Origin of the sequence: Vagococcus intermedius, from assembly GCF_029144185.1 — a bacterium.
GTDB classification, from domain to species: Bacteria; Bacillota; Bacilli; order Lactobacillales; family Vagococcaceae; genus Vagococcus_D; species Vagococcus_D intermedius.
On the sequence record NZ_CP110232.1, the window covers coordinates 1,986,815 to 1,998,641 of the forward strand.

Genomic DNA, 11,827 nt, shown 5'->3' on the forward strand with positions numbered 1-11,827 from the left:
CTGTTAATTACCGACTCTACTCGTGCGAAAAAATCAGCCAACCAAGCTAAGATTTTTTCCTTGTTTAGCAGACTTAGGCAGGCTTTTACTGTCAAATAGAATTGTCATTCGGTTAGCTAACTTAGTCACGCTCCCCTTTTTTAGTTGTTAAAGTCAACTAAAAAGGGCGTATTACTACTTTATTTTTAATCATAAACAATGCTGATTTCTTTTGCCATAGAGAGGTTAGCTGTTTTTTTACCAAGCAGAAAAAAGCACCAACTAGTGCACTGTTCTAGTCATTTAATCATTTTTTTTTGGCAGTTAGCTAAAAAAAAAGACACACAAAAAGCTTGGTTATTCCCAAAAGGAACCGCCAAGCTCTTCGTATGTCTTCTAACTATAACTCTATTGTAACATTTTTTTGATGCGAGTCATATCGGTCATACGTGACATTAACCAAATTATTACTAACCCGATCGTTAACGATATAAACTCACCTACGCCGATTGTCACCCAAGATAACCAAAATGGGGCAGCTAGCAGTAAGTGTAACTCTCCTGCAACAGTAAACATTGATAAACTACAAATAATCGGCACGCAAAGTAGTTTTTGACGGTCAGTTGTTAACTTCTGACTAACAAAATAAATAATTGTTAGGACGATAAAGGTTGAAACACTCCCAACAATAACGTCCACCATACCTAGTGGTGAGCTTAAATTAGCTAAGGCTACTCCTAAGGTCACCGCCCCAATATAGCGACGGTGATAGATTGCTAGAAAGTTAAACATTTCGGCAAGACGAATCTGGATCATGCCATAGCTTAGCGGGCTAATCAATAAGGTTAGGACCACATATAAGGCAATAATCATCGCCATCTTGCTTAAATTACGTGTCGTCAGAAGTGACTCCTGACCTAGTTCTTTACTAATTGCTGAGGTTTCTTGTTTATTTATCATTTTTATTTCTCCTTTGTAAAATAACTAGTCTCCTAATTATTTTAGTAATACATACGACCAAAGGATTGACCAGCTTACGCTAGACAGAAGTGTCGTATGGTTTTACTTTTCCGTTTTTTATTTTTATTACCTTAATTTCTTGTTACTTTTCAAGCCAGCCACCATCAATTGGAATCACCGTCCCATGAATATAATCTGCTAGATCACTTGCTAAGTATAACGTCAAATTGGCTACTTCCTCAGGTTCTGCCCACCGTCCAGCTGGGGTCTCACTTGCGACCCATTTGGCCATTTCAGCTTCTCCTTCAAAATCAGCCTTGTTCATAGGGGTTCGAATCGCCCCAGGTGCAATCGCATTAGCACGAATCCCTTGCTTAGCATAATCTAAATCAAGTTGTTTCGTGTACCCTACAATGGCATGTTTGGAAGCAGTATACGCTGCTCCACCGCCTCCTGCCACTAAGCCTGCAATGGAGGACATATTGACAACCGTGCCTTTTTTTTGAGCGAGCATATGTGGCAATACTTCATTAGTAAAAAGATATGTCCCCTTAAGATTGGTTCCCATCACTAAGTCCCACTGAGCCTCTGATGTTTCAAGAGTTGGGGAAAATCCGTCTAGAATCCCAGCTGTATTCACTAAAATATCAATTCGACCGTATTTTTCTAACGTAAGTCTCGTCGCATTTTTGGCTGTCAGACTTTGACTCACATCACCTTGCATAAAGTGAAATTTAGGATGGTCTTTAAAGGGACAAGCTGGGTCTAATTTCTGTAAATCAACTCCCACTACCCTAGCACCTGCTGAAAGAAAAGCTTCGCACTGAGCCTGACCAATCCCCGATGCCACACCAGTTAACAGGACAACTTGTTCTTCTAACGTTGTTGGTATCATCATTTGACCCTCTTACTCTACGATTTCCCAATCAGTCGCGAGAATGTCGCAGACTGTTGGGGAAAACATTGAATAACCTTCATCACTTGTCTTAATTAAAAAATGAGGGGTAACAACCTTTGACTCATAGATGCCTTCATTAACTAAAATAACGTATTCCTCCACACCACTCCAACCTTTGCGGATGATTTTTCCCCCTTTTTTTAAACGAGGTAAAATTTCTTCAAAACTCATTTTGCGTGCCTCCTAATTTCTTTTTTTTGATACTGTATTATCATAACACTTGGTTTTAAAACTTCCCAATTTTTTTCTATTCTCTTCCTTGAAATTGAGAGAAAAAACTAGAAGACTATTTTTCTCTAGTCTTCTAGTTTTTAAAAACGATTTATTTTTTTCATCCAACTACGAGTTAATTTTAAACAGTAGGAGGTAATAAAAGTCAACCATACAATAAATAAATAGGGCGTATAAAATACTTTTATACTTAAATAAACTACTATCACTAAGCTAATAGCACTTATTACTACTTTTGAAATCAAGCTTAATTTTATAGAACTACGTTCTAGTATCATCTGAGAACCTACAAAAGAAATAATTAAGATAAAAAAAGCTGTCACTTCATTTTCCATAATTACACCTCTTGTTGACTCTTGTATTGTTCACGCTCAAATAATTTAAAGAATGGGTAGTAAATTAAAATAGCCAATCCAAAGTTTATAATTGCTAAAACCATCGCCCCTACACTCCAATTTGTACTCATTAACGCCCCGATGGGACCAACCATTGTAAATGGTAATTTAGCCATCATCATTGGAACAAAACCACTAATTGTGGCAATATATGAAATAATAGTTAGAATCACAGGACAAAAAATAAATGGAATCACTAAAATCGGATTCATAACAATGGGCGTTCCAAAAACAATCGGTTCATTAATATTAAAAATACCTGGAACAATTGTTAATTTCCCCATCTGTTTGATAGATGGAATTTTAGATGTTAAAAATAATATGGCTAGAGCTAAAGTTGTACCTGAGCCTCCGATTTGAACAAACCATTGTAGAAACTGTTCAGAAAATAAATTTGGTAAATCATGAGCATTACCACTAGCTTGAAAAGCCTCAATATTTTCTAAAATAGCAGCATCCCACATCGGGCGAATAATTGGTCCTAAAACAGCTTCTCCATGAATTCCAAAAGACCAAAATAATTGAATTAATAAGACTGTTAAAATACCACCAAATAAGTTATTTCCTACCAGTAGATTTTTCAGCGGACTAACTAAAGTTGTCACAACGCCATTAATATCAAAGTTTAATCCATACTTAATTCCCCAAAATAATAATACAATAACTAATGTGGGAATCAAAGCAGCAAATGATTTAGACACTGCCGGTGGTACACTACTTGGCATTTTAATCGTTATATTTTTTTGGACAAGAATTCGATAAATTTCAACGGTTATAATAGTTGTGATAATAGCACCAAACAAAGAAGTCGAACTTAAGTCCCCTACTGCTAAATACCTCCCTGTCGAGATAATTTGTTGCCCTTCATCTATAATTTGAATTGGTACAATTGTACTGATTAAAAACCCAAGAACGGATAACAAACCCGAAGTTAACGGATCTACCTTATAACTTTCACCTAAAAAGTGACCGATACTAAATGCTGCATATAATGCCATCACGCCGACTGTAAATCTAAAAGGAACATCTAAAATCGGCCGAAATCCACTAATTAATTCCTCATACCCATCTATCGGTATGTTTAAAAAAATAACAAAAACAGAACCAATAATTGTTAATGGTAACGTTGCAATTAAGCCATTTCGTATAGCCATCAAGTGCCTTTGCTTACCAATCCTATTTGCTACTGGTAAAAAATATCTTTCTAGTATAGTCATTAATCTATTCATTTCTAATGCCTCCTATTTTTTGTAAACGCTTTTCTTTATCTGTTATTACTGATAATAGCACCCTAACTAGACCTCGTAAACATTATGATTTTTAAAAATAAATGAATTTAATAGCTGATTAACTTAAGTTGTCACAAGTTTTTTGTAATTAAAAGTCATTTAGAAAATTTCTCTTCACTTATACGGGTTTTAGCTATCATTTGTAACACCCTGTTAGAATTTAGTTACAAATAACTAAGTAAGAGACACGTATCAAAACCACATAAAAAGGATTTATTTTAAATCGCCCCACGTTATACTTGACTCAAGCATTCTGAAAGGAGTATTACCATGAGTAAAAAATTAAAAATTGTGACAATTGGTGGTGGCTCTAGCTACACACCAGAACTAATCGAGGGATTTATTAATCGACATAAAGAATTGCCAATTTCAGAAATTTGGCTAGTGGATATCTTAGAAGGCAAAGAAAAATTAGAAATCGTAGGCGCTATGGCAAAGCGTATGGTCAAAGCTGCTGGAATTAATTGTAGTATACACCTAACATTGGATAGAAAAGAGGCACTAAAAGGAGCAGATTTTGTTACAACACAACTACGTGTTGGTTTATTAGATGCTAGAATTTTAGATGAAAGAATCCCTCTAAGTCATGGCATGATTGGACAAGAAACAAATGGCGCTGGCGGTATTTTCAAAGCCCTGAGAACAATCCCTGTTATCTTAGATATTGTGGCAGATATGAAGGCGCTTTGTCCGGAGGCTTGGTTAATTAATTTTACTAATCCTGCTGGGATGGTGACAGAAGCCGTACTACAATATGGCGATTGGGACAAAGTAATTGGGCTATGCAACATCCCTGTCAACGCAGTTTTTGAAGAAGCTGACATGTTAGGGCGCAAACCTCAAGAACTTTTCTTTAAATTTGCTGGTATCAATCATCTACATTGGCATACTGTTGTTGATCAGAAAGGAAATGATTTAACAAAAGAACTAATTGATGTCCAATTTGGTAAAGAATCTGATGGTCGTAGCATTGTTGCTAACATTTCAAATAACTCTTACTTATATAAACAAGTCGAAAACCTACAAATGGTACCTTGTCCATATCATCGTTACTATTACATGACTGATGCTATGCTTGATGAGGAGCTGGCTGGTTTTAATAAAAATGGGACACGAGCTGAAAAGGTCAAACAAATCGAAACAGAATTATTTGAGCTTTATAAAGATCCTACATTAGATTATAAACCACAACAATTAGCAGAACGAGGTGGTGCTCGTTATAGTGATGCAGCTTGTGAAATTATCAATGCTATTTATAATGACAAACGAACTATCATGACTGTTAGTACCCGTAACAATGGTACAATTACAGATTTACCACCTGAATCAGCTGTTGAAGTTACTTGCCTAATAACAGGGGATGGTCCTCTCCCTTTTAACTTTGGCTCATTTCAACCACAAATCCGCGGCCTTCTACAACTAATGAAAGCTATGGAAGAATTAACCATTAAAGCTGCTATCACTGGTGATCGTGGAACACTACTACAGGCATTTACCGCTAATCCTCTTATTACTAGTGGCAACAGCGCTGAACTCGTAATGGAAGAATTATTAGCTGCCCACAAACCATATTTGCCTAAATTTGATGCTTAAAAAAAACGCCAAGTTAAAATAACTTGGCGTTTTTTATATATTTTTTCTACGACGATATTCTTTTGCAAGGTACTCTAAAATATAAATAACTGGAATTTGCGATGTTACATCACTATCCCCAATTTTTTCAGTTTTAATATAATAAGGAATATTCACATCAGATAGTTTAGCAATCGTTGAATCCGGACTGTTAGTTATAGAAATAACTTGAGATTTTGCTTCCAAAAATTGATTCAATTGTTGGATAATATTTTTAGTTTCACCACCTACAGATAAAACAATAACACATGTATTTTTACCAATACCTTGACCTAAGTGATTTAATGGTTGATTTAATGTATCTGAAATATTCACCGACATATTCACAAGTGATGAAAAATACATTGCACCATACTCAGCAACTATATTTGATGAACCATACCCTAAAAACCAGACTAACTCTTTTTCATCCAATATTTTTAAACAATGTTCTATTTTTTCTTTATAAAAATCATCTGGAAAGCGCGTTATAAAATGAGTTAATGACATCGTATCAACACTATACTGACCCGCTTTAGCATATTTTTCTAGATTTTCATCTAAATATAAACGTAATTTTATCTTGAATTCTGAAAAACCTTCACAATCAAACTTACGACAAAAGCGCAAAATAGTAGCAGTACTACAGTGGGTTACTTCTGCTAACTCACGAATACGCATTAATACAACTTTTTCAATATTAGTTGCTACATATTTATATATACCCATTTCTAAATCGTTAAAGTCTGGTGTATAGTTTAAAAATAACATACTCACTCCACTCCTTTAATCAAGCTATCCAATAATTTTCGCACCTATCGCAGTTTGAAAATGGCGTAGTGCCCATTCATGCCCGATTTGATCAAAACTGGCAACTGCTTTTCGATGAATCACTAATTGATAGCCTAAATTGTAAGCATCAACGGCTGTATGTAAGACACAAATATCAGTACAAACACCTGTGAGGTGAACTTCTTTAATCCCTCGTTCACGTAAACGTATATCTAAATCCGTCCCACTAAAGGCAGAATAGTGACGCTTATCTAACCAGTAGACGGTTGCTAAGTTTTTATTTTCTTCATACAACTCAGCTAGACGACCATATAACTGACGACCAGCAGTCCCCATCAAATTGTGTGGTGGAAATAAGCTTGTTTCAGGATGATAATGATCTTTTGGATCGTGACCGTCAATTCCAAACACTACATAGTCTCCTTGGGCAATAAACTCTTGCGTAATTGCCACCAAGTCTGCCTCGATGGCTTGACCTGGCTGACCTGTTGTTAAAGCTCCTTCTGTTGCTACAAAATCATTCGTATAATCAATTGAGATTAATGCTTTCATCCTTCTTCAACCTTCTTTCCTTTTATTATTACCTAGGTTTAAGCCATTTCACTCACTAAAGCCACAACCATTTCAGCTGATTTTCGGCCTGCCTCTAAGATAAAATCATCAAAATTAACACTAGCTTCTTCATCACCAACATCACTCATCGCACGTACCACAACAAAAGGTACCTTGTATTGATGAGCCACATGCGCAATGGCTGCTCCTTCCATCTCATTGGCTAGAACATCTGGAAAGTAGCTCTTAATCCTCTCAATCTTATCTTGGCTGTTAACAAATGTATCGCCTGATACGATTAGACCCGTTTTAACACTCAACTTCTTAGCTTCAGCTGCAGCTTTTGCTTGCCAAACTAATTTAGAATCTGCTTCATAATAAAGAGGCATTCCTGCCATTTGTCCCATCTCATAGCCAAAAGCTGTCACATCAGCGTCAAAATATGCCAAACGAGTTGACACAACGACATCACCAATCGCTAAGCCCTCACCAATTCCGCCGGCAGAACCTGTGTTAATCACCGCATCCACCTTGTAGTGACTTATTAATAATGTGGTTGTTAAAGCGGCTAATACTTTCCCAATTCCTGATTGAACAGCTACTACTTCTTTACCTGCTAACTTACCAGAAACAAAAGTTGCTCCTGCCTCTGTCCATTCTGTCATTTCTGTCATCTCTTGACGTAACAAACGTAATTCCTCTGCCATTGCTCCAATAATTCCAATTTTCATACTGATGAACTCCTTATTCTTTTTATAGGTAAATAATTGCTAAAAAAACGAGTACTAATAACAATGCCACAATAATAATAGCACGATTTAACAACTGACTACGCTCTTTAACTTTTTTATTTTCTTTAGCACGACTACCTTTGATTTTTTTTTGTTTCTGACGTTTCTTCTTAAAGGTTTTTTTTATTTTTTTCTCTTTTTGTTGATACTCTTTCTGCAATGCAGCCGTCTTATTTTCCAATTTAGCTTTAGGTCCTTTTGGGACTTGATGTCTTTTACTACGGGTAGTTGCTGGCTGTTCTTTTGCCATCACTTGACCCCTCCTTACTTACTAGTGGCTCTTAATCGAGTTAATTCCCAATGTTGCACCGCGATAATAGTTTTCGCATCATAAATTTCACCTGCTTTAATGGCTGCTTTGGCCTCTTCTAGAGTTAGATAGACCAATTCAATTAACTCATCTTCATCTTGGGGTAGCGGGTTATTAACCTTGGTTAGATTAGTTGCTTCATATAAATATAAAATCTCATTAGCAAAACCTGGCGATGAGGCAAACTCAGTCAATTCACGCCAATTAGTGGCTTGAAATCCTGTTTCTTCCTCCAATTCACGCTGAGCAGTTGCGAGATGGGAACTGTCTGTTGTCTCAAGTTTCCCAGCTGGAATTTCCAACATTACTTTTTCTAAAGGCTTACGAAACTGACGAACTAACACTAAGCGCTCATCTTCTGTCAGCGGAACAATTCCTACTGCTCCTTGATGAAAGACTAACTCACGTGTCCCCATCTCACCTGAAGGTAAACGAACCTCATCCAAAACTACGTCAATGATTTTCCCTTTAAATATAGACTGACGTGTTAGCGTCACCTCTTCAAAATCAGTGTCTTTCATTGCAGCTCCACTTCTTTCTATTTATAATTGTTTTAATCATACCGTTAACCGAGCCTTATTTCAATTCTTAATCTAAAGTTTCGTCTTACAGTTTTGTTATAAGTCTTAAAGAATTATAAATCAAACTTCAGACTGATACTATCCCCCTAAAAACTATGATAAAATGAACTCAAACAGTCAGACAATGAATGGAGTGAATCAGATGTATTACTTAAAAAAAATCTTAAAAATAATGTTAATCATTTTTGTCACTATCGGATTATTAGGCATTCTCTTTGATACGACAATCAGTGGCTTCCCTAAATTCTTACTTATCTTATTGTTCTTACTATTCTTAACACGCCGTCGTCGACGTCAAGCTATACAAAAGAACAAACATCAGCTACTACCTTCATTGACCGCTGAAAAAATTCATCACTACGAAGAGACAGGCATGAGTGAGCAACAAATTGCCTTTTTCCGTGAAACCATGGCGCAAACCAAAGATCAAATTGTCCAATTAGAAAAAAATATGCACAGTGCTTCAAAACTAAAAGCCATTGATTTGCGAAATGACACAGTCAAGGCCGCTAAAGCCATGTTCAAAGAGTTGGTAAAAGAACCTAATAAACTTCACTTAGCTGATCAATTCTTATATACACACTTACCAAATTTGGTAGAGTTGACTGATAAATATTTGGAAATTGACGCCCACGAGTTAAAAAATAAAAACACCTATGATGCACTCAATAAAAGTGCTCAGGTTATCAACGATATTTCAGAATTATTAGCTGCTGATTATCAAAAACTTGTGGCTGATGATCTTGATGAATTGGAAGTCGAAATGACGTTAGCACAACGCGCGATTCGTCGACAAAAAGAGAGCGATACACCTATACCGAATGAAGAGGAGAAATAAGTTATGAATGAGTCATTAAACACACAACCACAGACAACTGATGTAACTAATACATTGGATGATTTATTAAGTAATCCCTTTGGGGATGCTACAAGTGCACCTGTTTCTGTCGAACAAACGACACTACACTCTACGGAAGAAGCCCAACCAGCCAAATTAATTGATCGTTTACCCGCTGAACGTCAAAAGCAAGCTCGAGAACTTGCTTCACAAATTAATGTCAATGATTCGCAAGCTGTCCTAAGTTACGGAGCTGCTGCTCAACAAAAATTAGGTGAGTTTTCTCATTCAATGTTAGCCCATGTTCAAAACCAAGATGTCGGGCCTGTTGGGGATTCTTTAAATGAACTGATGTATCGCCTCAATGAAGCAAGTCCTTCTGAACTACAAGCTGAAGAAAAAAGTGTCTTCAAACGCATGTTTGGTAAAGTGAAGGAGTCCATCTATGAAGTCACTGCTAAGTATCAAAAAATTGGTGCACAAATTGATAAGATTGCTGTTAAACTTGATAAAGAAAAAAATGGTCTCTTAAGTGATAATGTGATGTTGGAACAACTTTACCATAAGAATAAAGATTATTTTGATGCCCTAAATATTTATATTGCTGCTGGTGAAGTCAAAATGGAGGAGTTGCGCAACGAGCTTATTCCTCAAGCAGTTCAACATGCAGAACAGACCGGTGATCAGATGGATGTCCAAATTGTCAATGACTTAAATCAATTTTTAGACCGTTTAGACAAACGAACTTATGATTTAAATCTAGCACGTCAAATTACAATTCAACAGGCACCACAAATTCGCTTGATTCAAAATACAAATCAAGCACTCGCAGAAAAAATTCAAGCATCTATCAATACCTCTATTCCATTATGGAAAAATCAAGTGGCAATTGCTTTAACCTTATTGCGCCAAAAAGATGCTGTCACAGCTCAACGTCAAGTTTCAGAAACAACTAACGATTTACTTAAAAAGAATTCAGAAATGTTAAAAATTTCAGCTATTGAGACGGCTGAAGAAAATGAACGTGGCTTTGTTGACATTGAAACTTTACAACAGACTCAAAATGACTTAGTCGAAACAATCCAAGAAACCTTACGTATTCAAAAAGAAGGTAAAGAAAAACGTCGGGCTGCTGAAATTGAGTTGGCATCAATGGAAAATGAATTAAAACATAAATTACTTGATCTATCTAACCAATAAAATAAAACAGTGCCAATAAATGGCACTGTTTTATTTTTTATAACGGTAATCACTAGGCAACACACCATATACTTTTTTAAAATGACAACGAAATTGTTTAGGATCTTGATAACCAACTGACTCCCCGATATCAGAAATAGAACGTTCTGTCCCTAACAGTAACCCTCTTCCCACACTGACTCGGATCCTAATCAATAACTCTTGTGGAGATAACTGAAAGCCCTTTTGAATATGTTGGTTGAATTGACGTGGTGTTAAGTTTAATCCTTTTGTCACCTCACTCATTAATAAGGGGTGTTGATAATTAGTATAGAGTACCATAAAAGCATCATAAGCATCGTCGCTTAATGTCAGCTCTTGTGACGGGAAATTTTCTTTACGATAACACGCAGGGGTCATCCCATGCTCTTTTTTAAAAGAATCATAGAAATAAGCAGCCGAACCAAATCCAACAATTCTACCAATTTGATTGATAGAAAGCCCGCCAAATTCTAATAAAGCAGTGGCGTTAATCAACCTTACATTACGCAGATTTTCACCAAAATTTTTGCCAGTTAATTGTTTTAAGTGAGATACAACCTCAGTGGGAGTTAAGTCAAATGTCTTAGCTATTTTTTTAGGTGTGAGATTTTGCTGGTGATGCTGATGAAGATATTCCAATAAAATGCCCCCTAAATCGGTGGACGTCTGTCTCGTGGACTCCTGTTTATTTCCCGTTAAAAATAGATAAATTAATGTTGAGATCGAAGCCACTAAAAATAATTCATCTGCCCATTGTAAATAAGACTCTCTCGCTACTGTCAATTTTTTCATCACATAAGCGGCTTCAACTTGTTCACTTTCATGAAGCTTAACACAAGGTATCTGATATTCTAATTCATCCATCGCTCGTTGATAGGCTTTTTTACTAGTATTGCTTAATAGCAACAAACCAATGGAAAGACGACACTCATAAATAAAACAAGGGGCTTCTAAGGCTTGCCACTGATGAATATGATACGACATCAATAATAATAACTGTCCTTCTGATACTTCCTGATAACGTCCATTAATCCACAGACCTGCTGTGCCTTTCAAAATATAAACAATGGTGACATTATTAAACGTCTGAGCACCTGTCGTTTTCACTTCTCTATAAACTGTTTTGACTTCATCTACCTTAAGATTATCTCGAACATAATCAACTGCTGTATAGGGATAAGATTTTACTTGTTTTTTGATCTCCTTCACACCACCTTTTATCATAAGTATACCTTATCTAAAAATAAAAACTGAGTGCTTTTGTCTAAAAACCCCCTTTGTTTTTTAAGGTTAACCCGTTATCATGTGAATATAATCAC

14 protein-coding genes are annotated in these 11,827 nt (G+C 36.1%); 3 read left to right on the forward strand and 11 right to left on the reverse strand.

Annotated elements, in window-relative coordinates:
* Positions 1–387: 387 nt before the first annotated feature.
* From OL234_RS09245 to OL234_RS09265, 5 genes are all read right to left on the reverse strand, one after another.
* Positions 388–939, reverse strand: coding sequence for a QueT transporter family protein (locus OL234_RS09245; RefSeq protein WP_275468939.1), 552 nt, complete (start codon positions 937–939; stop codon positions 388–390).
* A gap of 142 nt (positions 940–1,081) precedes the next feature.
* Positions 1,082–1,837: a 3-oxoacyl-ACP reductase gene (locus OL234_RS09250; protein WP_437184424.1), complete on the reverse strand. Its 756-nt coding sequence runs from the start codon at positions 1,835–1,837 to the stop codon at positions 1,082–1,084.
* Positions 1,838–1,846: 9 nt separating this feature from the next.
* Positions 1,847–2,068: a DUF2829 domain-containing protein gene (locus tag OL234_RS09255; RefSeq protein WP_275468940.1), complete on the reverse strand. Its 222-nt coding sequence runs from the start codon at positions 2,066–2,068 to the stop codon at positions 1,847–1,849.
* A gap of 140 nt (positions 2,069–2,208) precedes the next feature.
* Positions 2,209–2,463, reverse strand: coding sequence for a hypothetical protein (locus tag OL234_RS09260; protein ID WP_275468941.1), 255 nt, complete (start codon positions 2,461–2,463; stop codon positions 2,209–2,211).
* 2 nt (positions 2,464–2,465) lie between these two features.
* Complete coding sequence (locus OL234_RS09265; RefSeq protein ID WP_275468942.1) at positions 2,466–3,752, reverse strand: PTS sugar transporter subunit IIC; 1,287 nt, start codon at positions 3,750–3,752, stop codon at positions 2,466–2,468.
* Positions 3,753–4,082: 330 nt separating this feature from the next.
* Here OL234_RS09265 and OL234_RS09270 point away from each other — a divergent pair, with 330 nt between their 5' ends.
* The gene (locus tag OL234_RS09270) at positions 4,083–5,405 is read left to right on the forward strand and encodes a 6-phospho-beta-glucosidase (protein ID WP_275468943.1); all 1,323 of its coding nucleotides are present in this window, start codon (positions 4,083–4,085) and stop codon (positions 5,403–5,405) included.
* Between the two features lie 33 nt (positions 5,406–5,438).
* On the opposite strand, the gene OL234_RS09275 is transcribed toward OL234_RS09270, so the two are convergent.
* The 5 genes from OL234_RS09275 to OL234_RS09295 are packed head-to-tail and all read right to left on the reverse strand — an operon-like array spanning position 5,439 to position 8,389.
* The gene (locus OL234_RS09275; protein WP_275468944.1) at positions 5,439–6,194 is read right to left on the reverse strand and encodes a MurR/RpiR family transcriptional regulator; all 756 of its coding nucleotides are present in this window, start codon (positions 6,192–6,194) and stop codon (positions 5,439–5,441) included.
* A gap of 24 nt (positions 6,195–6,218) precedes the next feature.
* Positions 6,219–6,767: a cysteine hydrolase family protein gene (locus tag OL234_RS09280; protein ID WP_275468945.1), complete on the reverse strand. Its 549-nt coding sequence runs from the start codon at positions 6,765–6,767 to the stop codon at positions 6,219–6,221.
* Between the two features lie 38 nt (positions 6,768–6,805).
* Positions 6,806–7,498, reverse strand: coding sequence for a 5'-methylthioadenosine/adenosylhomocysteine nucleosidase (locus tag OL234_RS09285; RefSeq protein WP_275468946.1), 693 nt, complete (start codon positions 7,496–7,498; stop codon positions 6,806–6,808).
* Positions 7,499–7,520: 22 nt separating this feature from the next.
* Complete coding sequence (macP, locus tag OL234_RS09290; RefSeq protein WP_275468947.1) at positions 7,521–7,808, reverse strand: cell wall synthase accessory phosphoprotein MacP; 288 nt, start codon at positions 7,806–7,808, stop codon at positions 7,521–7,523.
* 14 nt (positions 7,809–7,822) lie between these two features.
* The gene (locus OL234_RS09295; RefSeq protein WP_275468948.1) at positions 7,823–8,389 is read right to left on the reverse strand and encodes an NUDIX hydrolase; all 567 of its coding nucleotides are present in this window, start codon (positions 8,387–8,389) and stop codon (positions 7,823–7,825) included.
* Positions 8,390–8,591: 202 nt separating this feature from the next.
* Here OL234_RS09295 and OL234_RS09300 point away from each other — a divergent pair, with 202 nt between their 5' ends.
* Positions 8,592–9,287, forward strand: a complete 696-nt coding sequence (locus tag OL234_RS09300) for a 5-bromo-4-chloroindolyl phosphate hydrolysis family protein (RefSeq protein ID WP_275468949.1) — start codon at positions 8,592–8,594, stop codon at positions 9,285–9,287.
* A gap of 3 nt (positions 9,288–9,290) precedes the next feature.
* Positions 9,291–10,487 (forward strand): toxic anion resistance protein, encoded by a 1,197-nt coding sequence (locus OL234_RS09305; protein ID WP_275468950.1) that lies wholly within the window; start codon positions 9,291–9,293, stop codon positions 10,485–10,487.
* 30 nt (positions 10,488–10,517) lie between these two features.
* On the opposite strand, the gene OL234_RS09310 is transcribed toward OL234_RS09305, so the two are convergent.
* Positions 10,518–11,732, reverse strand: coding sequence for an AraC family transcriptional regulator (locus tag OL234_RS09310; protein WP_275468951.1), 1,215 nt, complete (start codon positions 11,730–11,732; stop codon positions 10,518–10,520).
* Between the last annotated feature and the right edge of the window lie 95 nt (positions 11,733–11,827).